Below are 25,290 nucleotides of genomic sequence, written 5' to 3'. Positions count from 1 at the left end.
GCGCTTACTCGGCGGGAGCGGGCGCGGGTTCCGTGTCGGTGGCGCGGGCCTGGCGTGCGGCTTCCTTGTTGGCTGCGCGCTGGGCGTTCTGCTCCGTCTTGACCTCGGACTTGTTCTTGTGCGGTGCGACGACCATCACCATGTTGCGTCCATCGATCGTGGGGTTGGATTCCACGGTGCCGAACTCGGCGACATCCTCGGCGAACTTGCGCAGCAGACGCACACCCTGCTCGGGACGCGACTGCTCACGCCCACGGAACAGGATCATGGCCTTGACCTTGTCGCCCGCCTTGAGGAAGCCCTCGGCGCGCTTGAGCTTGGTCGTGTAGTCGTGGGCCTCGATCTTCAGGCGGAAGCGGACTTCCTTGAGGACCGTGTTGGCCTGGTTGCGTCGGGCCTCTTTGGCCTTCTGCGCCGTCTCGTACTTGAACTTCCCGAAATCCATGATCTTGACGACGGGAGGCTTCGAGTTGGGGGCGACTTCGACCAGGTCGAGGTCTGCCTCCTGAGCCAGACGCTGAGCGACTTCGATGCGGACGACGCCGACCTGCTCTCCGTTCGGCCCGACGAGGCGGACCTCGGGGACGCGGATGCGCTCATTGGTGCGGGGATCGCTGATGCGGAACTCCTAGTGTCGATGCGGGTGACGGCCCCGGGGCACATGGCTGTGCCTCGGGCGGAAGAGGTTCGCATCCACCCAGCTCGACGCACGCGTCGGTCAGTGCAGTTCCAGCACCCTGAATCCCTTGCGGGCTACCCCGTGGTGCGGGGCGGAGTGCGTGACCCGGTAGCCTGGAGCGGCAAGCGCGGGTGGGATGTGATCCTCTTTCGACCCGGAGCAGAACACTCCGGTGCCCGCCAAGTCTAGCAGAGAGCAGCACGTGGACACGACGGCATCCGACGCCCCCCGCCCGAACGACACCGACGAGGCCCGTCAGGCCCGGTGGGAAGAGCAGGAGCAGGCCGCCCGCGCAGCCACGCGCGACATCGCCGACGTACCGGCGGTCGAGGTCATCACGACGGCCGCCGTCCACCTCATGAGCGCTGCGGCGGTGAAGGTCGGACTCGCCGACGATCCCGACCAGCAGAAGGACCTCGACGAAGCGCGAAAGCTCATCAACGCCCTCGCCGGCCTCATCACCGCGGGCGCCCCGGAGATCAGCGACATGCACGCACGGTCGCTCCGCGACGGCCTGCGCTCGGTGCAGCTCGCCTTCCGCGAGGCATCCGTCATCCCTGACCCGATCGGCCAAGGACCCGGCGAGAAGTACACCGGCCCGGTCAACTGACCGCTCCCCCTGGTGTCAGCCGGCCCGGAGAAGCTTGACGGTCAAGCTGTCGACGAGCAACGCGATGCGGTCGTCGGCTGCCCAGCGGGCCGCGAGGCGCTGCAGGATCGCGTCGAGTTCGACGCCGTCGAGACCGTCGACCAGGTGCAGCCGCACGATCAGCTCGGGACCGCGGAGCCGGGATGCCGGATCCCCCGGCGCGACCGACAGGTCGAGCACGCCGAGCTCGCCGCCGATGCTGTGTTGCAGGCCCGCGAACACCTCGGGCGACGTGTGCGCCGGCTCCCATCGCTGGCCCTGACCGACGGCCCACACGGCGGGACGGCGCAGCACGAACTCCGTTGCCGAACCCGGATCGAGGACGATCAGCTCGGTGTCGTCTTCGGCTGCAGCGAGCGCGGTGCGCACCCCGTCGGCGGGCACGGGGCGCGCCGTAGGGTCCCAGGCAGCCATCGCCGCGACCGAGGAGAAGACCGGCAGGATGCGGCGGCCGTCGGGCGCGGCGACAGTGACGATCGAGAGCTCCTGCGTCTTGTCGACGCGCAGGCCTGTCGGCCCGACCCCCTCATCACCCTTCTCAGCCACCAACGGAATGAGCAGGCGCGCCGACCGGTACGCGTCGACGACGGCACCGGCATCCCCCGAACCGTCTCGGAAGGCGGTCAGTGCGCCCAGCAGCGCCGGATCGGCCGATCCGTCATCGTCTGCGTGGCGGTTCGGTTCGAAACTGCGACCCTGCCAGGGCACGCCCGCCGAATCGCCCGGGGTGCAGGAGTGGTCAGCCTCCGGCGACATCCAGCGCCTCGGCGAGGGTGAACGCGCCCGCGTAGAGCGCCTTGCCGACGATGGCGCCTTCGACGCCGTGCGGCACGAGCTCGCGCAGCGCAGCGATGTCATCGAGGCTCGAGACACCGCCCGATGCGACGACGGGCTTGGCCGTGCGGGAGGCGACCTCGCGCAAGAGTTCGAGGTTCGGGCCCTTGAGGGTGCCGTCCTTCGTCACGTCGGTGACGACGTAGCGGCTGCAGCCCGCGTCCTCGAGACGTTCGAGCACCTGCCACAGGTCGCCGCCGTCCTGCGTCCAGCCGCGCGCCGCGAGCGTCGTGCCCCGCACGTCGAGCCCGACCGCGATCGCGTCGCCGTAGCGGCCGATCACGTTGGCGGCCCACTCGGGGTTCTCAAGGGCGGCGGTGCCGAGGTTGATGCGCGTGGCACCCGACTCGAGCGCCGCTTCGAGCGTCGCATCGTCGCGAATGCCGCCGGACAGCTCGATCTGGACCCCACGCACCTGCTTGATCACCTTGCGGAGGACGCCGGCGTTGCTGCCGCGCCCGAATGCCGCGTCGAGGTCGACGAGGTGGATCCACTGCGCACCCTGACGCGCCCAGGCCAGCGCAGCGTCGACGGGGTCCCCGTAGTTGGTCTCGGTGCCCGCGGCGCCCTGCGTAAGGCGGACGGCCTTCCCGTCGGCGACATCGACGGCAGGCAGCAGGATCAGTTCAGGGGTTGACGCGAAATCGTTCATGGCTCCAGGGGATTCGGGAGGGTGCGCCCAGACGCGCACAAGGAGTGAGACTAGCCCTGCGGCAGCGACCCAATCCAATTGGTCAGGACACGGATGCCGGCATCACCGGACTTCTCGGGGTGGAACTGCGTGGCCGACAGCGGACCGTTTTCGACTGCCGCGAGGAACGGCGTGCCGTAGTCGCACCACGTGAGCGCGGGCTGCCGGAACGGCTTGATGACGTCGAGCGTCCAGTGCTGGGCGGCGAACGAGTGGACGAAGTAGAACCGTTCGTCTTCGACTCCGGAGAACAGCGTCGATCCTTCACCGGCGCGTACCGTGTTCCAGCCCATGTGCGGCAGCACGGGAGCATCGAGCTCGGTGACGGCGCCGGGCCACTGCCCCATGCCTTCGGTGTCGACCCCACGTTCGACACCGTGCTCGAACAGGATCTGCATGCCGACGCAGATGCCGAGCACCGGAAGGCCGCCCGCCAGTCGGCGCTCGATCAGTTCGTCGCCGCGACTTTCGCGGAGTGCATCCATGACGGCGCGGAACGCGCCGACGCCGGGCACGACGAGCCCCGCAGCATCCTGGATCAGAGCACGGTCGGAGGTCAGACGCGCATCGGCACCGGCCAGCGCGAGCGCTTTGGTGACCGAGTGCACGTTGCCGGAGCCGTAGTCGAGCACGGCGACCAGCGGTCGCTCCCCCGACGACGCGTGCTGCTCCGTCACAGGGCACCCTTCGTGCTGGGGATGCCGACGACCAGCGGGTCGAGCGACTTCGCCTGTCGGAACGCGCGTGCGAAGGCCTTGTACTCCGCCTCGGCGATGTGGTGCGGGTCTCGGCCGCCGAGCAGCATGACGTGCATCGTGAGCCCGCCGTTGAAGGCGATGGCTTCGAACGTGTGACGCACGAGCGATCCGGTGAAGTGGCCGCCGATCAGGTGGTGCTCGAATCCGGCCGGCTCACCGGTGTGAACGAGGTACGGGCGCCCGCTGATGTCGACGACGGCCTGCGCGAGCGCCTCGTCGAGCGGCACGAGCGCGTCACCGTAGCGAGAGATGCCCGATTTGTCTCCGAGCGCCGAGCGGATCGCCTGCCCGAGCACGATCGAGATGTCCTCGACCGTGTGGTGTGCGTCGATATCGGTGTCGCCGGAGGCACGAACGGTCAAGTCGGTCAGCGAGTGCTTCGCGAATGCGGTGAGCATGTGGTCGAAGAACGGCACCGTCGTGTCGATGTGGCTCTGACCGGACCCGTCGAGATTCAACTCGAGTTCGACCGTGGATTCGCTCGTCGCGCGACGGATCGAGGCCGTGCGGGGCGCGGGGGTGCTCATGCGCCCGAGTCTATCGAGGCGAGAGCGTCGAGGAATGCCGTCGTCTCCTGCTCCGTGCCGGCCGTCACGCGGAGGCTGCCGGGGATGCCGACGTCGCGGATGAGGATGCCGCGATCGTAGAGCGCTTGCCACGTGGCGGCCGGGTCGTCGACACCCGAGAACAGCACGAAGTTCGTCCAACTCTCGTACGGCGTGTAATCCAGCGCCTCAAGCGTGGCCGAGATGCGGTCGCGCTGCCCGACGATGTCGTCGACCATGCGCAGCATGGTCGGCGCGTGCCGCAGCGCGGCCGATGCCGCCGCCTGCGTCAGGGCGCTCAGGTGGTACGGGAGTCGCACGAGTCGCAGCGCGTCGATGACGGCGGCGTCGGCGGCGAGATAGCCCACACGCGCGCCGGCGAAGGCGAACGCCTTGCTCATGGTGCGCGAGACGACGAGACGTTCACGCCCGGGCATCAGGGTGAGTGCCGACTGGGTCTCACGCGGTGCGAACTCCTGGTATGCCTCGTCGACGATCACGATGCCCTCGGTCGCCTCGTAGACGGCCTCGATGACGTCGAGGCCGACGGGCGAGCCGGTCGGGTTGTTCGGTGCGCACAGGAACACGATGTCGGGGCGAGCCGCCTCGACCTGCGCGGCAACGCCCTCAGGAGCCAGCGAGTAGTCGGCCTCGCGCGTCCCCGCGACATAGGTGGCGCCGGTCGCGCGGGTCAGCAGCGGATACATCGAATACGTCGGCGCGAATGAGAACGCGGTTCGTCCCGGCCCGCCGAACGCCTGCAGCAGGTGCTGCAACACCTCGTTGGATCCGTTCGCCGCCCAGATCTGGTCCCTCGTGAGCCCGTGCCCGAGATAGTCGGCGAATCCCTCGCGGAGCCCCGTGAACTCGCGATCGGGATAGCGGTTGACGTCACGCAGGGCCTGGGCGACGGCATCGAGGATGTCGTCCGCGACTTCGCCGGGAACCGGATGCGTGTTCTCGTTGACGTTGAGCGCAACCGGCAGTGGCGCCTGCGGCGCACCGTACGGTGTCAGTCCGCGCAGATCGTCACGGATGGGTAGATCATCGATCCTCGTGCTCACTCCCCCATGCTAGGACGCCGCCGCGGAGGGTTGACGCCGCATGACGCCTTCGGCTATCAGTCGACATACTCCGCAGGGATGGCGAGCGACTGGCCCGCTTCGAGCTGCGTGGAACCGAGCACGTTGAGCCGGATGATCGCATCGACGACATCACGGGGGTCGGCCCCGGGAGCGACCCGCTCGGCGATCGCCCACAGGCTGTCGCCGGGCATGACCGTGACCATCTCGAACGCTCCCGCCGGTGCACCGTCGACCGACGTGGCGATCGCGCCACCGCCGGAGACGATCGCGATGCTCAGCGCGACGACAGCCGGGAGCGACGCCAGAACGGCGAGGACCCGACGCCCGCGGACGGTCAACCGCAGCCGCGTCGACGGCACGGTGCGGAATGCGGGGCTGCCTGCGATGTCGATGGCGGTCATGGTGTCCTCCTCGGGAGTCGAGAGATTCGCATCCGACACTCGGCCGGGAGGGCCGGATGCGAATCTCTTTTCCGAACGTATCTTCGATATAGTCGGATGTCAAGTGGCCGGTGTGATCGGACATCGATCGAAGGCGACACGCGGCCACCTGCCGATCGGTGGGCGAAACAGCGGATACCGTTTCGACGAGAACACCCCATCACCGACCTCCGACATTCGAAGAAGCATCGGAGCGGGACGAAGGAGCACGGGACCATGAGCGAGAAGCCGCAGACCCGCCGGCGCAAGAACCTGAGCGACAAGCAGCTGGCGATCCTCGAGGTGATCCAGCGCTCCATCGCGCACCATGGATACCCGCCCAGCATGCGCGAGATCGGGGATGCCGTCGGCCTGAAGTCGCTGTCGAGCGTGACGCACCAGCTCAACCAGCTGGAGCTGAGCGGCTACCTGCGACGCGACGCCGGCAAGACCCGCGCCATGGAGGTGCTGATCGACCTGCCCGGCGTCAGCGGCGAGAACCCGGCCGACACCGCACCGGCGGTCGGCGACGCAGCGCTCGTGCCCCTCGTGGGGCGCATCGCCGCGGGCGTGCCGATCACGGCGGAACAGCAGGTCGAAGAGATCTTCCCACTCCCGCGTCAGCTCGTCGGCAAGGGCGACCTCTTCATGCTGAAGGTGAGCGGCGATTCGATGATCGACGCCGCCATCTGCGACGGCGACTGGGTCGTGGTGCGCTCGCAGGCGACCGCCGAGAACGGCGACATCGTCGCGGCTATGCTCGATGAGGAGGCGACCGTCAAGACGTTCCGCCAGCGCGACGGCCACACCTGGCTGCTCCCCCGCAACTCCGCCTTCGAGCCCATCCTCGGCGACGACGCCGTCGTGCTCGGGAAGGTCGTGGCGGTCCTCCGAACCGTCTGACGCCACTCGAGCGCCGCGAGCCCGCCGATCAGTCACGCGGGCGTAGCGTGGACGCGTGACCGAGACAGCACCATACGGATCCTGGCCCTCCCCACTCACCGCCACACAGGCATCAGCGGGCTCGCGGCGCCTCGACGGCGCCGCGTTCGTGGGCGATGAGATCTGGTGGGGCGAAGGCATTCCCGCAGAGGGAGGGCGCACCAGCGTGCGCCGACGCACCGTGACAGGCGACATCGAGACGGTGCTGCCGGCTCCTTGGAACGCACGCTCGCGGGTACACGAATACGGCGGCGGGTCGTGGGCGGCGGCATCCGACGGCAGACTCTTCTTCGTCGAGAAGACCGACCAGCGCGTGTGGCTGTTCGCACCGGGTGCCGACCCCGTGCCGTTGACGGCAGACACCGACGGCGCCGTTCGCTACGGAGGCCTGTCGTGGCAGCAGGGACTGCTGCTGGCGATTCGCGAAGACCACGCCGCGGCCCGCATGCCGGAGGGCCACGTCGGCGTTCCGGTTCCGCTCCGCACGATCGTGACGATCCCGACCCACCCGGGCGGCGAGGTCGCCGAACTCGCGGGCGGCACCGACTTCGTCGCACAGCCGGCGCTTTCCGCAGACGGGCAGCGCCTCGCGTGGGTGGGATGGGATCACCCGGCCATGCCCTGGGATCGCACGCGCGTGTTCGTGCGCGATCTGGGCTCGCCCGATGCCCCGGCCGCAGTGACTTCGGGAGCGACGTCCGCACTGCAGCCCGAGTGGGTCGACGACGACCTGATGCTGATCGACGAACCGCAGGGTCGGTGGAACCTGCAACGTCTGCGCCGCAGCGACGCCGGCGGATTCGCGGATGCCGAGGCGTTCGCACCCGCCGACGCCGACACCGGCGGTGGGCTGTGGGTGCTCGGCCTGCGCTGGTACGCGCCGATGATCGACGGCGGTGTCGTCGCCACCCGCACGAACGGCGCCGATGCCGTCGTGCGAATCGATCCCGACGGCAGCGTCCGCGCGCTCGAGGTGCCCGTCGCCTCACGCGCCGTGATCGAGGACAGCGACGGCGAGCGCGTGCTCGTGTCCGGCGTCGCCCCGGGGGTCACGGGGCTGTGGGTGATCGCCGCCGATGGCGCGGTCGAACTCGTGCACGGCGGATCGACGGGTCTCGAGGAGGCCTGGCTTCCCGAGGCGCGCCCGGTGACGTTCGCGGGACGACACGGCGACGTGCACGCGTTCGACTACGCGCCGACCAGTCCCACGCACGCCGCCCCTGACGGCGCCCTCCCCCCGTATGTCGTGCTCGTACACGGCGGCCCGACGGCCCATGTCGGCCCGATCGCCGACACGAAGACCGCCTACTACACCAGTCGCGGCATCGGCGTGCTCGACGTCAACTACGGCGGCTCGACCGGGTACGGCCGTGCCTACCGTGAGCGACTGCGCGGCCAGTGGGGAGTCGTCGATGTCGACGACGTCGCCACGGCCGCCGAGGGCCTCGCCGCCGAAGGCCGTGCGGATGCGGCACGGATCGCGATCGAGGGTGGTTCGGCCGGCGGCTGGACCGTCCTCGGCGCGCTGACCGCGACCGACGCGTTCGCCGCCGGGATCAGCCGCTACGGTGTCGGCGACGCGCGCATGCTCGCCGAAGACACCCACGACTTCGAAGCCCGCTACCTCGACGGTCTCATCGGCCCGCTCCCTGAGGCGGAGCAGCGCTACCTGGAGCGGTCGCCGCTCAGCCGCGCGGACCGCTTCCGCGTGCCGCTCCTGCTGCTGCAGGGCGCCGACGACGCCGTCGTCCCGCCCTCGCAGTCCGAGGCCATCCGCGACGCGCTGGCCGCACGCGGCATCCCGCACGCCTACGTGCTGTACGAGGGCGAGGGACACGGCTTCCGCAAGGCGGAGACCATCGTGCACGCGCTCGAGAGCGAACTCGCCTTCCTCGGCGAGGTGTTCGGCTTCGAAACGCCCGGGGTGGCGCCGATCGAGCTGGCCTGACCGTTTCGTCTCGGCGCTGCGCGCCTCGCTCAACGACCGGAACGGCATCCACCCGGTCGCTGAGCGAGCGCAGCGAGACGAAGCGCCACGGACCCCGGCTCAGTCGACGGCGAACGGCGCGAGGTCTGCGGCGAGCTTCTCGGAGACGTGCGCGTGCACGGCCGTGCCGCCCTCCTCGTGCTTCGTCGAGACGATGTGGCCACTCGAGTGGACGGCGGAGACGAGATCGCCCCGGTCGTAGGGCACGAGGGCGCGCACCTCGACCGCCGGCAGCGGCAAGGCGGCTTCGATCGCCGCCCGAAGCTCGACGACACCTTCGCCCGTGCGCGACGAGACGAAGTGCGCCTTGGGTTCGAGGCCGCGCAATACCAGGCGGGTGTCATCGTCGAGCAGGTCGGCCTTGTTGAACACGACGATCTCGTGCGTGGACCGCGCACCCACATCGCCCATCACGTCGCGCACCGTCGCGAGCTGTGCCGCAGGGTCAGGGTGTGCACCGTCGACGACGTGCACGATGACGTCTGCGTCGCCGACCTCCTCGAGCGTCGACCGGAAGGCCTCAACGAGCTGGTGCGGCAGGTTGCGCACGAACCCGACCGTGTCGGTCAGCGTGAACACGCGACCGTCGGCAGCTTCGGCGCGGCGGACCGTGGCATCCAGTGTTGCGAACAGCGCGTTCTGCACGAGCACGCCCGCGCTGGTCAGCCGATTCAGCAGACTCGACTTGCCGGCGTTGGTGTAGCCGGCGATCGCCACCGAAGGGATCGTGTTGCGCTTGCGCTCGGCACGCTTGGCCTCACGGCCCGGCTCGAACCCGCGGATCTGCCGGCGCAATTGCGCCATGCGGGTGCGGATACGGCGACGGTCCAGTTCGATCTTCGTCTCACCCGGGCCACGCGAGCCCATGCCTGCGCCGCCGGCACCCACCTGACCACCGGCCTGCCGGCTCATCGACTCACCCCAGCCGCGCAGGCGCGGCAGGAGGTACTCGAGCTGGGCGAGTTCGACCTGGGCCTTGCCCTCGCGACTCTTGGCGTGCTGGCTGAAGATGTCGAGGATGACGGTGGTGCGGTCGATGACCTTGACCTTCACGACATCTTCGAGGGCGCGCCGCTGGCTGGGTGCGAGCTCGGTGTCGGCGATGACCGTGTCGGCGCCGACCGCTGCAACGAGGTCGCGCAGCTCGGCCGCCTTGCCGCGACCGATGTAGGTGGCGGGGTCGGGATGCGGACGACGCTGCAACACACCGTCGAGGACGACCGCGCCGGCCGTCTCGGACAGCGCGGCGAGCTCTCGCAGCGAGTTCTCCGCGTCTTCATGCGACCCCTGCGGGTAGACGCCGATCAGCACGACGTTCTCGAGACGCAGCTGACGGTATTCGACTTCGGTGACGTCTTCGAGCTCGGTGGACAGGCCGGGAACGCGGCGCAGCGCTGCGCGCTCCTCGCGGTCCCACTGTTCGCCGTCGGTGTCGCCGTACGCGACGGTCGACTCGTCCTGCAGTGCCTGGGCCCCGCCGAACACGCGAACGCCCGACCGCGCGTCGGCGCGCGAGAGCACACGATCGACCGGGTCCACCGGCGTCTCGTCCGTGCTGTGGGGGGTTGTGGTGTCGGTCATGGGGTCCTTTCGATGCTGAGCCTTGCAGTCTAGCTTCCCGCGGAGTCCTGCGGCTCCGCTACGATCGCTGACGTGGGGAGCGACCATTACTTCAGCGCCGCCCCGTCCAGTGCCGAGCACCTCCGCCGCATCCGTGTGTCCATCGCCGGTCGCGACATCGAGGTGACGACCGCGGGCGGGGTGTTCAGTCCCGACCACGTGGATTCCGGCACCGCCGTGCTGCTGGCGAACACGCCCCCGCCGCCGCCGGGCGGCAATCTGCTCGACCTCGGCTGCGGATGGGGACCGATCTCGCTCACGCTCGCGACGCAGTCACCGCACGCGACCGTGTGGGCCGTCGACGTCAACGAACGCGCACTCGACCTCGTGCGCCGCAACGCCGACGCACTCGGGCTCTCCAACATCAACGCCGTGCGACCGGAGGATGTTCCCGTCGACGTCTCGTTCCGCACGATCCGCTCGAACCCGCCGATCCGTGTCGGCAAGAGCGTGCTGCACGACCTCATGGAGACGTGGATCCCCCGGCTGGACGAACGCAGCGACGCGTGGCTCGTCGTGCAGCGCAACCTGGGGTCCGACTCGCTGCAGCGATGGCTCGCCGCGACCTTCGAGGGCGGCTACAGCGTGACGCGCGCAGCCACCGGACGCGGCTTCCGTGTGCTGAAAGTTCGGCGCCACGGCACGCCCCGCACCGAGGCCATCGACCTGCCCTGACAGGTGCGTTCAGGCGAGTGCGACCTCGCCGGAGAACACGAGCGATGCCGGGCCGGACAGCAGCACGTGCTCCCCGTCTTGGTGGGTGACCACACGCACGCCGAGGCGGCCACCGGGAACGTCGACGCTCCAGCGGTCGGGGGCGGCGTTTCCCGCCCAATGGCGCACGGCGAGTGCGGCCGCTGCCACGCCGGTGCCGCACGACAGCGTCTCACCGACGCCGCGTTCGAACACCCGCATCCGGATCGAGCCCACGCCCGCGTGGACGAGGGGGTCCGCCGGGACGACGAATTCGATGTTCGCGCCGGCTGCCGGCGTCGGGTCGAGCATGGGTTGGACCGAGAGGTCGAGGCCCTCGAGCTCGTTCCCGCTCGAGAGGGCGACGACGACGTGCGGGTTGCCGACGTCGATGCCCTGGCCGGGGCGCGCGACCGGGAGCCCTTTGGCGCGCACGAGCACGTCGGCGTCGTCGGCGCGCCAGACGCCGAGGTCGACCTCGAAGCCCGCGTCGGTGCGGGTGACGGCCTTCGTGCCGGCGCGGGTGCCGATGACGACGGCCTCACCCACCGCGAGGTCGACCAGTCCCGCTTCGACGAGGTACTTGGCGTACACGCGGATGCCGTTGCCGCACATCTCGGCGGCCGAGCCGTCGGCGTTGCGGTAGTCCATGAACCACTCGGCGTCGGGCGTCGAAGCGCCCTCGGAGAGCGCGCCGGACCGCACGACGCGAAGGATGCCGTCGCCGCCGATGCCGAACCGGCGGTCGGTGAGGACGGCGACCTGGGCGTCGCTGAGGGTCAACTCGCCATCGGGGTCGGCGATGATGACGAAGTCGTTGCCGGTGCCGTGGCCCTTGGTGAACGCGATGGTGGACACCCGTCGATTCTAGGCGGGCACCACCGGGTCAGTCGGCGATGAGTCGCTTGCCGGTGTTCCAGGTCATCTCGAGCGGCCGCTCCTCCGCCGCTTCCACGAGACGATGCTCGATCGGCGATGTCGAAGGGCCGGATCGTCGGGCTCATGCCGACGAGTCCGCCAGAGCCGCCACATCGGCATCCGGGCCGACCCACTGGATGCCGGGGTACCGCTTGAACCACGACACCTGCCGGCGCGCGTAGCGGCGGGTGAGCGCCTGGGTCTGGGCGATCGCCTCGGTCTGGTCGAGTGTGCCGTCGAGTTGCGCGAGCGCCTGCGCGTAGCCGATGGCGCGGCGGGCGGTGACGCCGTCATCGAGTCCGCGTGCGCGCAGTTCAGCGGCTTCGGCGACGATCCCGGCGCGCCACATGCCTTCGACGCGCGCACCGAGCCGCACGACGAGGTCGGCACGGTCGACGTGGACGCCGACGATGCGAGTGTCGGGGCGCCAGAGCGTGGGCTCTGCAGGCAGCGCCGCACCGTGATTCTCGCCACCGGCGAGGGCGACTTCGAGCGCCCGCACGATGCGCCGCCCGTTCCTCGGATCCACACGGGCCGCGGTCGTCGGGTCGATGTCCCGCAGCCGGGCGAGGAGCGCGCCGGGCCCGTCACGCTCGAGGTCGGCCTCGAGCTGCGCGCGCAGGTCGTCGTCGTGCGGCGGAAACCGGAAGTCGAACACGACGCTTGAGACGTACAGCCCCGAGCCGCCGACCAGGATCGCGTCGGCGCCGCGGCCGAAGATGTCGGCGACGACGGTGCGGGCACGCAGTTGATAGGCGGCGACGGCGGCTTCTTCAGTGACGTCGAGCTCGTCGAAGAGGTGATGCGGGATGCCGCGGCGCTCATCAACCGGCAGCTTGGCCGTGCCGATCTCCATGCCGAGATACAGCTGCATCGCGTCGGCGTTGACGATCTCGGCTCCGCGCCCGGTCGCGCGGAGGTGCTCGGCCAGGTCGAGCGAGAGCGCGGTCTTTCCGGTGCCGGTCGCCCCGACCACGGCCCACAGCCGCGGGGCTGCGCTCACTGTCCGCGAAGACGCAGCGTGGGAAGCCCCAGCGACACGGCGCCGCCGCCGTCGCCCGCCGGTGTCGGCACCGCGCAGGATTCCGCCTGCGAGCGATCCCACGCGTCGCCGGCGCGCGTGCGACGGATGCGCAGCGGGGCGCCGTCGGTACTGTCGGCGAGCAGGTGGAACGGCGCGCCGTGGGTCACGGTGACCGAGACGATGTCGCCCGGCCGCGGGATCTCTGAACCGGCGGGCACTTCGAAGTGGACGAGACGGTTGTCTTCGGCGCGCCCGGTGAGGCGGTGGGTCTCGGCATCCTTCTTGCCTTCGCCGGTCGAGACGAGCACCTGCAGTTCACGACCGATCTGACGCTGGTTCTCTTCGAGGCTGATGCGCTCCTGCAGCGCGACGAGCCGCTCGTACCGTTCCTGCACGACGGCCTTGGGCACCTGGTCGGGCATCGTGGCTGCGGGCGTGCCCTCACGGATCGAGTACTGGAACGTGAACGCGCTCGCGAACCGTGCCTGCTCGACGACGCGCATCGTGTCTTCGAAGTCCTCGTCGGTCTCGCCGGGGAAGCCGACGATGATATCGGTGGTGATCGCGGCGTGCGGAATGCGCTCGCGAACCCGGTCGAGGATGCCCAGGAACCGTTCGCTGCGGTATGAGCGGCGCATCGCCTTGAGGATGCGGTCGGATCCGGACTGCAGCGGCATGTGCAGTTGCGGCATGACGCCGGGGGTCTCGGCCATCGCGTCGATGACGTCGTCGGTGAAGGCGGCTGGGTGGGGGCTCGTGAAGCGGATGCGCTCGAGCCCATCGATCTGCCCTGCCGCGCGCAGCAGCTTGCCGAACGCCTGACGGTCGCCGAACTCGACGCCGTAGCTGTTGACGTTCTGTCCGAGAAGGGTGACTTCGAGGGCGCCGTCGTCGACGAGCAGTCGGATCTCGCTGAGGATGTCGCCAGGACGGCGATCCTTCTCCTTGCCGCGCAGGCTCGGGACGATGCAGAACGTGCAGGTGTTGTTGCAGCCGACCGAGATCGACACCCACCCGCTGTAGACGGAGTCACGCTTGGTGGGCAGCGTCGACGGGAAGACCTCGAGGGATTCGAGGATCTCGAGTTCGGCGTCGCCATTGTGGCGAGCGCGCTCGAGGAGGGCCGGGAGCGAACCCATGTTGTGCGTGCCGAAGACCACATCGACCCACGGCGCTTTGTCGAGGACGGCGTCCTTGTCCATCTGCGCGAGGCACCCACCGACGGCGATCTGCATCCCGTCGTGCTTGTCCTTGCGCGACTTGAGGTGCCCGAGGGTGCCGTAGAGCTTGCCCGCCGCATTGTCGCGGACGGCGCAGGTGTTGATGACGATGACGTCGGCCTCGTCGTCGGCTTCGGCGCGAACGTAGCCGGCCGATTCGAGCGAACCGGAGAGTCGTTCGGAATCGTGGACGTTCATCTGGCAGCCGAAGGTGCGCACCTCATAGGTGCGTGCACGGCCGTCTGCGGTGACGGCTGCCGACGACGGCGCGATCAGAGTCGGGGATGCGGACGGGGAAGTCATGATCGCACCATTCTACGAGCCGCACCTGCACACGGCCGCGCTCGCGCTGACCGTGTGCGTCAGTCGAATCTGACCCGCGACCGAGGCGAGGACACTTCATCGAGCGCCTGTCGAGCCGCCGAGAGCGCGACTGCTCCGTAGCCACGGCGTGCGAGTTGCCCTGACAGTCGCCGGAGGGCGACGTCGCGCTCGAGATCACCAAGCCCGGACGCCTTCTTGCGGGCGAACTCGAGGGCGCGCTCCGCCTCGTCGTCGGGGAGGGTGCCGAGCGCGGCGTCGACGATCTCACGCGGGATGCCGCGAGAGGAGAGCGTCTGCGCGATCATCTGGCGCCCCTGCGCTTTGCGCTCGGTCGCCGCATGCGCGAGCTGCTCCGCGAGCCGCGCATCGTCGAGGTAGCCGTTGCGTTCCGCGCGCTCGATGAGTGCGTCCGACGTCTCGGGATCGAGCTCGGATTCGGCCAGCACGGCCCGCGCCTCGCGAATGGAGAGCGATCGCGTGCGCAGTCGCTTGAGGAGGCGCTTCTCGGCATCGACGGCAGCTTCGCTGTCGATGCCTGGCCGCTCGTCGTCGATCCAGGTCGCGTGCCAGTCGGGTGCAGATTCGACCGTTGACGGCTCTTGCGTCACCGCACGGCGGGCCGCTGCACGGTCGTCGGTGGCGCCGAACAGCGGGATGACCGGGGCGAGGTCAGCGGATCGCTCCGTGCCCTCGCCCCGCATGTCGTCCGTCATGATCATGCCGGGCGACGGGCAGCCAGTTCGTCGGAGACCGGCCCGTCGGCGGCGGCGGGTCGAGGCTGGCCGATGCCGAGCTTCTGCTTGATCTTGCCTTCGATCTCGGCGGCGATGTCGTCGTTCTTGATGAGGAAGTTGCGGGCGTTCTCCTTGCCCTGCCCGAGCTGCTCCCCCTCGTAGGTGTACCAGGCGCCCGACTTCTTGACGATGCCGTGCTCGACACCGAAGTCGATCAGGCTGCCTTCGCGGGAGATGCCGACACCGTAGAGGATGTCGAACTCGGCCTGCTTGAACGGCGGGGCCATCTTGTTCTTGACGACCTTCACACGGGTCCGGTTGCCGACCGCGTCGGTGCCGTCCTTGAGCGTCTCGATACGGCGGATATCCATGCGCACGGAGGCATAGAACTTGAGCGCCTTTCCGCCGGCGGTTGTCTCGGGCGAACCGAAGAACACACCGATCTTCTCGCGCAGCTGGTTGATGAAGATCGCCGTCGTCTTGGTCTGGTTGAGGCCACCGGTGAGCTTTCGCAGCGCCTGCGACATGAGGCGGGCCTGCAGACCGACGTGCGAGTCGCCCATCTCACCCTTGATCTCAGCCTCGGGCACGAGCGCGGCGACGGAGTCGATCACGACGAGGTCGATGGCGCCCGAGCGGATCAGCATGTCTGCGATCTCGAGTGCCTGCTCGCCCGTGTCAGGCTGCGACACGAGCAGTGCGTCGATGTCGACGCCCAGCTTCTGGGCGTAATCGGGGTCGAGGGCGTGCTCCGCGTCGATGAACGCGGCGATGCCGCCGGCGCGCTGCACGTTCGCGATCGCGTGGAGGGTGAGGGTCGTCTTTCCCGACGATTCCGGGCCGTAGATCTCGACGATGCGTCCACGCGGGATACCGCCGATGCCGAGCGCGACGTCGAGCGCGATGGAACCGGTCGGGATGACCTCGACGGGGGCGCGCTCGTCGCTGCCCAGGCGCATGACCGAGCCCTTTCCGAACTGACGGTCGATTTGAGCGAGGGCCGATTCGAGGGCCTTTTCGCGGTCTGCGGGTGATGGCATGGTGTGCTCCTTCTGCACCTCGTCCGTCGGCGGTCTGTCCGCTCCCGGTATCCGTGTCGCCTGTAGGCTGTCGCGCTCCTCGCTGAGGAGACTGCGACAAGGCGGGGTGTCATGGTGACGTCGAACACGCTATGGGCGACCTCCGACATTGCGTCGATGATCGACCCGGATTGTGGACAACGTCCTTCCGAGACCCGTTGTGAAGGAGCCTACGTTCGAATCGAACGAATCTTCGATGACACGCCGTGGCGCATCGTCACCGATCGCGCGGGTCCAGCCGTCCGACGCCGTAGCGGCGATCACGCGGCACATCGGCTTCCTCGCAGAGCGCGAGCCAGACGTCGCGCGTCGAGATGCCGGCCTTGAGCGCTTCTGCTGCGGTGCGATAGCCGACCCGCGCGAGCGCGAGGTCGTCGAGCATGGCGCGGCCGCGAGCACCGAACTCGGCGTCGACGGCGCGATCGAATTCGCTCAGCCGCATCCGTGCCGACTCAGTGCAACGAGAGCTCGGGAGCGACGAGGTCGTCGCCGAGACCCGCGAGGTCGTCGGGCACGACGTCGGGGAAGGTCTGCAGTCCCTCGAGCACGGAGATGCGGTCGCCGACCTCACGCATGACGGCCGAGATCGGCACGTCGAGCGCCTCGGCCACGGCCGCGAGGATCTCACTCGAGGCCTCTTTCTGACCGCGCTCCACCTCGCTGAGGTAGCCGAGCGCGACGCTTGCGCGCCCCGCGACCTGACGCAGGGTGCGGCCCTTCTGGAGGCGGAAGTCGCGCAGGACATCGCCGATCTCTTGACGAACCAGGATCATGTCGGGCTCCCTCCTCGGTCAATCACGCACGTGTCCGGGTGGACAACAGTACCGGATGTGATCCTCACCCTAGACCTCGGGTGCTGTGGAACGGGTGGGAATCACTGAGACGTAACCGAGCCGAAACAGCCGGTATTCCCGGATCACAGTGCGTCGATGATCAGCCGTAGCGAGCGGGCGACCGCCTCGGCTCGGATCTGCTCGCGATCGCCCGCGAGCAACAGCGACTCGACACGCGATCCCAGCGGCGTCGACACGGCCACGTGCACCGTGCCCACCGGCTGCCCGTCCGGAGACAGCGGTCCCGCGATGCCCGTCGTCGCGACGCCCACGTCGGTCGGGACACCACCCTGCCCGAGCGCACGGCGCACGCCGTCGGCCATCTGCCGCGCCACGCGAGGATGCACGGGCCCGTGCGCCTCGAGCAATGTCTCGTCGACACCGAGGATGCTCTGCTTCACATCGGTCGCGTACGCGACAACTCCCCCGCGCAGCACCGAACTCGCGCCGGCGACCGAGACGATGGATGCGACCAGGAGGCCTCCGGTGAGCGACTCCGCGACACCGATCGTCCAGCCCAGTTCCTTCAGCCGCGCGACGAGGCGCTCCGGATCGGTGCGGCGTACCGCAGAGACGAGCGTGCTCTCCAGCTCCTCCGGGAGGTCGCTCGCGGGCATCTCACGCCTCATGCGCGGGGCCCGCGTGCCGAGCGTGCGCCGCGCACCTCGGTGACGACGTAGTCGATGCCGCTGGCGACGGTGAGCGCCACGGCGATCGTCATCGCGACAACGTTGACCACATGGATCCAGTCGCCGACGACCGTCCACAGCGGCAGGAGCGCCAGCGAGAGCGCGACCGCCTGCGCGAGTGTCTTCAGTTTGCCCATCCAGGCAGCGGCGACGACGTGGTCGCTGGCGACCGCGAGCCGGTGCACGGTGATCCCGATCTCGCGCACCAGCACGACGATCGTGATCCACCACGGCAACTCGCCGAGGATCGACAGGCACACGAACGCGCAACCCGTGAGCGCCTTGTCGGCGATCGGATCGAGCAGCTTGCCGAGGTCGGTGACGATCTCGTACCTGCGCGCGAGATACCCGTCGATGCCGTCGGTCGCGATCGCGACGATGAACAGCATCGCCGCCCACCAGCGCAGCGCACCGTCGGCGCCCGCGTCGGCGAGCAGCATCCAGACGAAGACCGGGGCGCACAGGATGCGCACGATCGTGATCGTGTTTGGCAGTTGCCGGGGAATCGCCACGGATCGAGCCTACTCAGTGCGCGGCGGCGACGTCAGTCGCGCCCGGTGAGGCCCCATGCGTCCTCGGAGTCGTCGTCGCCGTCGACCACTTCGAGGCCGTCGAACTGGGCATCGACCGCGTCGGGGCCGTATCCGTCGCCCTGGCCGTCCGCGGCGGCGGGTGCCGAGGCCGGTTCCGGTTCGCCCCGCAGGCGCGCGAGCACGGCCGGCAATTCGTCGGGCGTGACGAGCACGTCACGCGCCTTCGATCCTTCGGACGGGCCGACGATCTCGCGGGACTCGAGCAGGTCCATGAGCCGCCCCGCCTTGGCGAACCCGACGCGGAGCTTGCGCTGCAGCATCGACGTGGAACCGAACTGCGTCGAGATGATCTGCTCGGCCGCTGCCAGCAGCAGTTCGAGGTCGTCGCCGATGTCGGCATCGATCTCGCGCTTCTCCACGACCGCTTCGACGTCCTTGCGGTACTCGGGCCGCGCCTGGTTCTTGACGTGCGCGACGACCTTCTCGATCTCGGGCTCGGCAACCCACGCACCCTGCACGCGCAGTGCCTTCGACGCCCCCATCGGCAGGAACAACCCGTCGCCCTGGCCGATGAGCCGGTCGGCGCCGGGCTGGTCGAGGATGACGCGCGAGTCGGTGACGCTGGTGACGGCGAATGCGAGACGGGAGGGCACATTGGCCTTGATGAGGCCCGTGACGACATCGACCGAGGGTCGCTGGGTCGCGAGCACCAGGTGGATGCCCGAGGCACGCGCGAGCTGCGTGATGCGCACGATCGAATCCTCGACATCGCGAGGGGCGACCATCATGAGGTCGGCGAGCTCGTCGACGACCACCAGCAGGTAGGGGTACGGCTTGAGCACCCGTTCGCTGCCGACCGGGAGGTTGATCTCACCGGCCACGACGGCCTTGTTGAAGTCGTCGATGTGGCGGAACCCGAACGACGCGAGGTCGTCGTACCGCATGTCCATCTCCTTCACGACCCACTGCAGCGCCTCGGCGGCCTTCTTGGGATTCGTGATGATGGGGGTGATCAGGTGCGGCACACCGGCGTAGCTGGTGAGCTCGACCCGCTTGGGGTCGATGAGCACCATGCGCACCTCGGACGGCTTGGCACGCATGAGGAGGCTCGTGATCATCGAGTTCACGAAGCTCGACTTTCCGGAGCCCGTGGAACCGGCCACGAGCAGGTGCGGCATCTTGGCGAGGTTCGCGATGACGAACCCGCCTCCCACGTCCTTGCCGACACCGATCGTCATCGGATGGGTCGACCCGGTCGCCGCCGGCGAGCGGAGCACGTCGCCGAGCGTGACGATCTCACGGTCGGTGTTCGGGATCTCGACGCCGATCGCGCTCTTACCGGGGATCGGCGCGAGGATGCGGACCTCGTTCGATGCCACGGCGTACGCGATGTTGTTGGTCAGCGCCGTGATGCGCTCGACCTTGACGCCGTGGCCGACGGCGATCTCGTACTGCGTGACGGTCGGGCCGCGCGAGAAGCCGGTGACCTTGGCATCCACGCCGAACTGGTCGAACACACCGGTGATGGCGCGCACGACGGCGTCGTTGGCCTCGGAGCGCGCCTTGTGCGGCGTGCCCTCCGACAGGGCGTTCACCGCGGGAAGTCGGTACGGCGCGGACGGCGGCCGGCCGTCGTGGTCGCTGCCGAGCCCGGAGAGACCGGGCAGGAACTCGTCGTCGGACTGCTCGACGGCGTCCTCGCGGATGCCGGTGTCGGCCTTGCGGGCAGCACGCTTGGCGCCCTCGACCACCCGCGGGTCGATGATCTCGGTCGGCGCGTCCTGGGCGGGAACCGGAGTCGTGACGGCCTGCTCGAAGCTGCCGTCGGACGACGGCGTCAACAGCGCCGTGAGGTCGTCGGAGCCGAGCGTGCCGTCTTCCTCCTCCTCGCGACCCGACTTCGTGCGGCGCCACCACGGCAGTCCCGGATCCTTCTCGTCGTCGTCCTTCGAGAAGGACACCGACGTCGCATCGGCCGCTTCGCGCTCGACGCGCTCGGTGCCGAACATCCAGGCGTACAGATCTCCCAGCCGCGCGCCGATGCGGTTCGGAGGCGTCTTGGTGATGATGAGGATGCTGAGCACCGCCAGCAGGCCCAGGATGATGCAGGCGACGACCTCGGTCAGCATGGCGAGCGGTTCGCCGACCATCCACCCGAACTGGCCGCCGGCTTCGCTCAGTGCAGGCAGCCCGCCCTTCGGCTGCGGACGCCCGCCGACCACGTGGCAGAAGCCTGCGATCGTCAGCACGAACAGGCCGAACCCGATGCCGATTCGGCCGTTGTCGTGCACGGAGGCGGGATGCCGGAACAGCCAGCCAGCGAGGATCAGGAGGAGCACCGGGAGGATGAACGCCTCGCGGCCGACGAGCGCGCCGACCGAATACGCCGAGATGTTCGTGCCGACCTCGGTGCCGATGAGGAACCATTCGACGACCGCTCCCGCGACTGCGAGGAGCACCAGGAGGAACGGGAACCCGTCGCGGCGCTGGTCCTTCTCGAGACTCTCGGGACCGAACGTGCGGAACATGCCGCCGACCCCGTGCGCAAGACCGAGCCAGGCGCGGACGATGACAGGCGGCTTGTCGACATGATCGACGTATCGCTTGGGGGCCGGTGCCGGTTTCTTCGCGCGCGACGACGAGCTCTTCGCGGACGCGCGCGAGCTCGAGGTCGGACTGGTGCTCCTGGCCATTCCTCCACGGTAGGCGCGAGGTGTGACATTTCCGCGGATTGACGCGGCGTTCGGCCCACACGCGGCCGCCTCGCGTCAGCTCAGCCGTTTGACCATCGTGTCGCGTCCGATGCCGCTGCGGACGACCGCGAACCCCTCGCTGCGATACAGGGTTCGCGCGAAGTTGCCTCGCTCCACCGACAGACTGATGCGCCCGTACCCGCGTTCCCCGGCGTGTTCGCACAGCGCCTGCAGCAGCACCCGCCCCACACCGTGAGAGCGCCAGATCGGCCGCACGCCGATGATGAGCTCCGGCACCCCCGTGCCGACGTACCCGAACCCGGGGTCGGTACGCGGCAGCATGCGATACCAGGCGGCACCGATCGGCTGGCCACCGGCGGTCGCGATGAATCCGGCATCGCTCGGCCGCATCCACCCCGCGAGGTAGCGGCTGTGGTCGGGATCGCTGATCACCTCGTGACGCGAACGGGCCGCGCCGGGTCGCCAGGTCGCCGCCTCCAGGACCATGTCTGCGAGGAAGGCGCCGTCGACCTGCGTTGCGGCCCGCAGCGCGATCTGACTCATGGCCAGAGTGTAGTGATGCGGTGTTACGCCTCGATGACGAGCGGCACGATCATCGGCCGGCGACGCAGTGACTGGTTCACCCAGCGGCCGATCGTGCGGCGCACGATCTGCGAGAGCGCGTGGTTGTCGCGGACACCGTTGCCGGCCGCCTCGGCGAGCGCGGCGGCGATCTTCGGCTTGACCGCGTCGAACACCTTGTCGTCCTCCGCGAAGCCGCGGGCGTGGATCTCGGGGCCGGTGATGACCCGACCGGTCGCCGCATCGACGACGACGATGACGGAGATGAACCCCTCTTCGCCGAGGATCCGGCGGTCCTTGAGGTCGGCATCCGTGATCTCGCCGACGGTCGAACCGTCGACGTAGACGAAGCCGAGGTCGAGTTGGCCGACCACGGTCGCGACGCCGTCCTTGAGGTCGACGACGGTGCCGTTCTCGCCGAGGATCGTGCGCTCGGCGGGGATGCCGGTGTCTTGCGCGAGCTTGGCGTTGGCCATCAGATGGCGGTACTCGCCGTGCACGGGCAGGACGTTGCGGGGTTTCAGGATGTTGTAGCAGTACAGCAGCTCTCCGGCCGCGGCATGGCCGGAGACGTGCACCTTCGCGTTGCCCTTGTGCACGACGTTGGCGCCGAGCTTGGTGAGCCCGTCGATCACGCGGTACACGGCGTTCTCGTTGCCCGGGATGAGGCTCGAGGCGAGGATGACGGTGTCGCCCTCCCCCGGCTCGATCGCGTGATCGAGGTTCGCCATCCGGCTGAGGACGGCCATCGGCTCGCCCTGCGAACCCGTCGACATGTAGACGATCTTGTCGTCAGGGAGGTCCTTGGCCTTCTTGTAGTCGATCAGCACGCCGTCGGGCACGTTGAGATAGCCGAGGTCTTCGGCGATCGTCATGTTGCGCACCATGCTGCGGCCGAGGAACGCGAGCCGGCGTCCGTGCGCGTGCGCTGCGTCGATGACCTGCTGCACGCGGTGCACGTGACTCGAGAAGCTCGCGACGATCACGCGGCGCGGCGCCTTGCCGATCACCTGGTCGAGCACCGGCCCGATCGAACGCTCCAACGGCGTGAACCCGGGGACGTCGGCGTTCGTGGAGTCCACGAGGAACAGGTCGACGCCCTCTTCGCCGAGGCGGGAGAATGCGCGCAGATCGGTGAGGCGACCGTCGAGCGGCAGCTGATCCATCTTGAAGTCGCCGGTGGCGAGCACGAGCCCGGCGGGCGTGCGGATCGCGACGGCGAGCGCGTCGGGGATCGAGTGGTTGACCGCCACGAACTCGAGGTCGAACGGTCCGACCTTCTCGCCGTTGCCCTCGCTCACCGTCAGCGTGTACGCCTTGATGCGATGCTCCTTGAGCTTCGCCTCGATGAGCGCGAGCGTCAGTCCCGATCCGATGAGGGGGATGTCCCCCTTCATCTTGAGCAGATACGGAACCGCGCCGATGTGGTCCTCGTGACCGTGGGTGAGCACGACGCCGACGATGTCGTCGAGCCGGTCCTTCAGCGGTTCGAAGTCGGGCAGGATCAAGTCGACGCCCGGCTGGTGCTCCTCGGGGAACAACACGCCGCAGTCGACGATGAGGAGCTTTCCCTCGTACTCGAAGACGGTCATGTTGCGGCCGACCTCCCCGAGCCCGCCGAGGGGGGTCACGCGGAGTGTGCCCGCTTCGAGCGCGGGCGGGTCGTACACGGTGGTGGGCATGGCATGCCTCCTGGGGATGCCGTCTGCGGCATCCATTGTTCGGTTGTCGTTCGTCCGACGGGTCAGCGGGTCGTGCCGTGCACCTTCGGGAGGGCACCGCCGGCGGCCGCATTGCGGTCGGGGCGGAAGTTGGAGAAGTCGGCGCCGGCGATCCCCTGCACGAGTGCGAGCTCGTCCTCGATGATCGCGGCCTCCCACTCCTCCGGGCCCACCAGCGGCAGGCGCACGCGGGGGCTCGAGATACGGCCGAGGCCGTGCAGGATGTACTTCGCGCTGACGGTGCCCGGCACGTGCGTCATCACCGCGCGCACCAGGGGCTCGAGCTGCTTGTGCGCGGCCGTCGCCGTCGCCAGATCGCCGCGGTTGACGGCATCGACGATGACGCGGTACGGCGCAGCGGTGATGTTGGCCGTGACGCCGATCATGCCGGTCGCGCCGATCGCGAGGTGCGGCAGCACGTTCGCGTCGTCGCCGGAGAAGTACATCAGGTCGGTCTGGTTGAGCACGCGACTGACCTCACTGAAGTCGCCCTTGGCGTCCTTCACGGCGAGGATGTTCGGGTGCTTCGCGAGACGCAGGATCGTCTCGTACTTGATCGGCACACCGGTGCGACCGGGGATGTCGTAGAGGATGACCGGCAGGTCGGTGGCGTCGGCGACGAGGCGGAAGTGCGTCAGGATGCCGGCCTGGGTGGGTTTGTTGTAATACGGCGTGACGATCATGATACCGTCGGCGCCGGCCTTCTCGCTCGCCTTGTAGAGCTCGATGGCGTGCGCGGTCTCGTTCGAGCCGCCGCCGGTGATGATCTTGGCGCGGCCGGCCGAGACGCTCTTGCCGACCTCGACGAGCTTGAGCTTCTCGGCATCCGTCAACGTGCTCGTCTCGCCCGTCGTGCCGGTGACGACGATGCCGTCCGCCCCGCCGGTGATCACATTGTCGATGTGCTTCTCGACGGCGGGCCAGTCGACCTCGCCGTCGGCCGTCATCGGGGTGACGAGCGCGACGAGTACCTGTCCGAAGGGGTTGCTCGTGTGCGTCATGCGTTCAGGCTATCGGTTCGCGCTGTGCGCCCGGTGCCGTCGGGGATGCGCGACAAGCGACGGTTCGTCCCGGCGCGGCCGGGGTGCGACCGGGCCGGTCGTCGGAACGGTGTGGCGGATGTCACCCGTCGCGACTCAGAGAACGACACCAACCCCACCATTCCGACGACTGGTACGCCGAAGGCGACCGAGGCGCGCGAGGATCGCCCGCTCGACGGTCGGCCAGTCGTGGATGATGAGGGCATCGTCGACCGGCGCGAACTGGCGGGATCAGCGGCCGGTTTTGGCGAGGCGGGTGGCGAGGCCGTTCGGGAGCAGGCGGGCGACGGCGACGAGCACCTTGTAACGGGTCGAGGGGATGGAGACCGGCTTGCCGCGGGCGGCGTCGGAGAGGGCCTCGGCCACGACGTCGCGGGCGTCGAGCCACATCGGGCCGGGGATGCCCTCTTTGCCGGGTGCGAGCCCCATGCGCTCGTGGAAGTTCGTGTGGGTGAAACCGGGGCACACCGCGGTCGTCGTGACGCCGCGCGCGGCGTATTCGGCGTTGGCCCACCGGCTGAACGAGACAATCCACATCTTCACAGCGCCGTACGTGCCGCGCGGCAGGAAAGCCGCGACCGATGCGACGTTGAGGATGCGACCTCGGCCCCGCTCGAGCATCGCGCCGAGGGCCGCGTGGGTCAGCCGCATCGTCGCCCGCACGTGGAGGTCGAGGTGTCGTTCCTCGTCGGCGATGTCGTTGCGCGCGAAGTCGAGATCGAGGCCGAAGCCCGCGTTGTTGACGAGCACGCCGATCGGACGCGTCGGGTCGGTCAGGCGTGCGGCGACGGCATCCAGGCCCTCGGTGGTGACCAGGTCGGCGGGCAGCACCTCGACCTGCACGCGATGGTCGCTGCGGATGCGCTCGGCGATGTCGTCCAGCGCGGCGCGGTCGCGGGCGACGAGCACGACGTCGGCTCCACGTGCGGCGAGTTGGCGGGCGAACTCGGCACCCAGACCAGAGCTGGCTCCGGTGATCAGCGCGGTCTTCGGCATGC

General features: G+C 69.1%; 26 protein-coding genes. 4 read left to right on the top strand and 22 right to left on the bottom strand.

Going from position 1 to position 25,290, the window contains the following annotated elements; translation table 11 throughout:
- Positions 1–4 precede the first annotated feature (4 nt).
- Entirely contained in the window at positions 5–619 is a 615-nt protein-coding gene (gene infC / locus ACSF8R_RS10340) for a translation initiation factor IF-3 (RefSeq protein WP_434811867.1), read from the bottom strand.
- Positions 620–881: 262 nt separating this feature from the next.
- On the opposite strand from infC, the gene ACSF8R_RS10335 reads away from it, so the two are divergent.
- Positions 882–1,289, top strand: a complete 408-nt coding sequence (locus ACSF8R_RS10335; protein WP_434811866.1) for a DUF1844 domain-containing protein — start codon at positions 882–884, stop codon at positions 1,287–1,289.
- Positions 1,290–1,304: 15 nt separating this feature from the next.
- Here ACSF8R_RS10335 and ACSF8R_RS10330 read toward each other — a convergent pair whose 3' ends face one another.
- Genes ACSF8R_RS10330 through ACSF8R_RS10305 form a run of 6 tightly spaced genes read right to left on the bottom strand, consistent with a single transcriptional unit; the run spans position 1,305 to position 5,642 of the window.
- On the bottom strand, positions 1,305–2,084 hold the full coding sequence (locus tag ACSF8R_RS10330) for an SseB family protein (RefSeq protein ID WP_434811800.1): 780 nt from the start codon (positions 2,082–2,084) through the stop codon (positions 1,305–1,307).
- Positions 2,068–2,814, bottom strand: coding sequence for a bifunctional 1-(5-phosphoribosyl)-5-((5-phosphoribosylamino)methylideneamino)imidazole-4-carboxamide isomerase/phosphoribosylanthranilate isomerase PriA (gene priA / locus ACSF8R_RS10325; protein ID WP_434811799.1), 747 nt, complete (start codon positions 2,812–2,814; stop codon positions 2,068–2,070). The genes ACSF8R_RS10330 and priA overlap by 17 nt, the downstream gene beginning before the upstream one ends.
- Before the next feature lie 50 nt (positions 2,815–2,864).
- Positions 2,865–3,530 (bottom strand): imidazole glycerol phosphate synthase subunit HisH, encoded by a 666-nt coding sequence (gene hisH, locus ACSF8R_RS10320; protein WP_434811798.1) that lies wholly within the window; start codon positions 3,528–3,530, stop codon positions 2,865–2,867.
- Positions 3,527–4,138 carry an imidazoleglycerol-phosphate dehydratase HisB gene (gene hisB / locus ACSF8R_RS10315; protein WP_434811797.1) on the bottom strand — a complete coding sequence of 204 codons (612 nt, stop codon included), beginning with the start codon at positions 4,136–4,138 and terminating at the stop codon, positions 3,527–3,529. Before hisB ends, hisH begins: the two co-directional genes overlap by 4 nt.
- On the bottom strand, positions 4,135–5,220 hold the full coding sequence (locus ACSF8R_RS10310; protein WP_434811796.1) for a histidinol-phosphate transaminase: 1,086 nt from the start codon (positions 5,218–5,220) through the stop codon (positions 4,135–4,137). Before ACSF8R_RS10310 ends, hisB begins: the two co-directional genes overlap by 4 nt.
- A gap of 56 nt (positions 5,221–5,276) precedes the next feature.
- The gene (locus ACSF8R_RS10305) at positions 5,277–5,642 is read right to left on the bottom strand and encodes a LysM peptidoglycan-binding domain-containing protein (RefSeq protein ID WP_434811795.1); all 366 of its coding nucleotides are present in this window, start codon (positions 5,640–5,642) and stop codon (positions 5,277–5,279) included.
- Between the two features lie 255 nt (positions 5,643–5,897).
- On the opposite strand from ACSF8R_RS10305, the gene lexA reads away from it, so the two are divergent.
- Both lexA and ACSF8R_RS10295 read left to right on the top strand, forming a co-directional pair.
- Positions 5,898–6,563: a transcriptional repressor LexA gene (gene lexA / locus ACSF8R_RS10300; protein ID WP_434811794.1), complete on the top strand. Its 666-nt coding sequence runs from the start codon at positions 5,898–5,900 to the stop codon at positions 6,561–6,563.
- Between the two features lie 55 nt (positions 6,564–6,618).
- Positions 6,619–8,550 carry a S9 family peptidase gene (locus tag ACSF8R_RS10295; protein ID WP_434811793.1) on the top strand — a complete coding sequence of 644 codons (1,932 nt, stop codon included), beginning with the start codon at positions 6,619–6,621 and terminating at the stop codon, positions 8,548–8,550.
- Positions 8,551–8,649: 99 nt separating this feature from the next.
- Here ACSF8R_RS10295 and hflX read toward each other — a convergent pair whose 3' ends face one another.
- Entirely contained in the window at positions 8,650–10,170 is a 1,521-nt protein-coding gene (gene hflX / locus ACSF8R_RS10290; protein ID WP_434811792.1) for a GTPase HflX, read from the bottom strand.
- A gap of 72 nt (positions 10,171–10,242) precedes the next feature.
- Here hflX and ACSF8R_RS10285 point away from each other — a divergent pair, with 72 nt between their 5' ends.
- On the top strand, positions 10,243–10,884 hold the full coding sequence (locus ACSF8R_RS10285) for a class I SAM-dependent methyltransferase (protein ID WP_434811791.1): 642 nt from the start codon (positions 10,243–10,245) through the stop codon (positions 10,882–10,884).
- Positions 10,885–10,893: 9 nt separating this feature from the next.
- Here the strand turns inward: ACSF8R_RS10285 and dapF are convergent, their stop codons facing one another.
- From dapF to ACSF8R_RS10215, 14 genes are all read right to left on the bottom strand, one after another.
- Positions 10,894–11,760: a diaminopimelate epimerase gene (gene dapF / locus ACSF8R_RS10280; protein ID WP_434811790.1), complete on the bottom strand. Its 867-nt coding sequence runs from the start codon at positions 11,758–11,760 to the stop codon at positions 10,894–10,896.
- A gap of 142 nt (positions 11,761–11,902) precedes the next feature.
- A complete protein-coding gene (miaA, locus tag ACSF8R_RS10275) occupies positions 11,903–12,823 on the bottom strand; it encodes a tRNA (adenosine(37)-N6)-dimethylallyltransferase MiaA (protein WP_434811789.1) in 921 nt (306 codons plus the stop codon).
- Positions 12,820–14,367, bottom strand: coding sequence for a tRNA (N6-isopentenyl adenosine(37)-C2)-methylthiotransferase MiaB (miaB, locus tag ACSF8R_RS10270; RefSeq protein WP_434811788.1), 1,548 nt, complete (start codon positions 14,365–14,367; stop codon positions 12,820–12,822). Before miaB ends, miaA begins: the two co-directional genes overlap by 4 nt.
- A gap of 59 nt (positions 14,368–14,426) precedes the next feature.
- Positions 14,427–15,107: a regulatory protein RecX gene (locus ACSF8R_RS10265; RefSeq protein WP_434811787.1), complete on the bottom strand. Its 681-nt coding sequence runs from the start codon at positions 15,105–15,107 to the stop codon at positions 14,427–14,429.
- A complete protein-coding gene (gene recA / locus ACSF8R_RS10260) occupies positions 15,104–16,162 on the bottom strand; it encodes a recombinase RecA (RefSeq protein ID WP_434811786.1) in 1,059 nt (352 codons plus the stop codon). The genes ACSF8R_RS10265 and recA overlap by 4 nt, the downstream gene beginning before the upstream one ends.
- Before the next feature lie 256 nt (positions 16,163–16,418).
- Entirely contained in the window at positions 16,419–16,643 is a 225-nt protein-coding gene (locus ACSF8R_RS10255; protein WP_434811785.1) for a DUF3046 domain-containing protein, read from the bottom strand.
- A gap of 10 nt (positions 16,644–16,653) precedes the next feature.
- Entirely contained in the window at positions 16,654–16,974 is a 321-nt protein-coding gene (locus tag ACSF8R_RS10250; RefSeq protein WP_434811784.1) for a helix-turn-helix domain-containing protein, read from the bottom strand.
- A 143-nt stretch (positions 16,975–17,117) separates the two neighbouring features.
- Entirely contained in the window at positions 17,118–17,651 is a 534-nt protein-coding gene (locus ACSF8R_RS10245; RefSeq protein WP_434811783.1) for a CinA family protein, read from the bottom strand.
- Positions 17,652–17,659: 8 nt separating this feature from the next.
- On the bottom strand, positions 17,660–18,235 hold the full coding sequence (pgsA, locus tag ACSF8R_RS10240) for a CDP-diacylglycerol--glycerol-3-phosphate 3-phosphatidyltransferase (protein ID WP_434811782.1): 576 nt from the start codon (positions 18,233–18,235) through the stop codon (positions 17,660–17,662).
- A 32-nt stretch (positions 18,236–18,267) separates the two neighbouring features.
- Positions 18,268–20,949, bottom strand: a complete 2,682-nt coding sequence (locus tag ACSF8R_RS10235) for a DNA translocase FtsK (RefSeq protein ID WP_434811781.1) — start codon at positions 20,947–20,949, stop codon at positions 18,268–18,270.
- 75 nt (positions 20,950–21,024) lie between these two features.
- Positions 21,025–21,513 (bottom strand): GNAT family N-acetyltransferase, encoded by a 489-nt coding sequence (locus ACSF8R_RS10230; protein ID WP_434811780.1) that lies wholly within the window; start codon positions 21,511–21,513, stop codon positions 21,025–21,027.
- Between the two features lie 23 nt (positions 21,514–21,536).
- The gene (locus ACSF8R_RS10225) at positions 21,537–23,213 is read right to left on the bottom strand and encodes a ribonuclease J (RefSeq protein ID WP_434811779.1); all 1,677 of its coding nucleotides are present in this window, start codon (positions 23,211–23,213) and stop codon (positions 21,537–21,539) included.
- A gap of 62 nt (positions 23,214–23,275) precedes the next feature.
- Positions 23,276–24,253 carry a 4-hydroxy-tetrahydrodipicolinate synthase gene (gene dapA, locus ACSF8R_RS10220; RefSeq protein WP_434811778.1) on the bottom strand — a complete coding sequence of 326 codons (978 nt, stop codon included), beginning with the start codon at positions 24,251–24,253 and terminating at the stop codon, positions 23,276–23,278.
- A 270-nt stretch (positions 24,254–24,523) separates the two neighbouring features.
- Positions 24,524–25,288 carry an SDR family NAD(P)-dependent oxidoreductase gene (locus ACSF8R_RS10215; RefSeq protein WP_434811777.1) on the bottom strand — a complete coding sequence of 255 codons (765 nt, stop codon included), beginning with the start codon at positions 25,286–25,288 and terminating at the stop codon, positions 24,524–24,526.
- Positions 25,289–25,290 lie beyond the last annotated feature (2 nt).

Origin of the sequence: Microbacterium sp. bgisy189, from assembly GCF_965345345.1 — a bacterium.
GTDB lineage: Bacteria > Actinomycetota > Actinomycetes > Actinomycetales > Microbacteriaceae > Microbacterium.
Note: the sequence above shows the minus strand (reverse complement) of the source record. Positions and strands in the feature narration are given on the sequence as shown.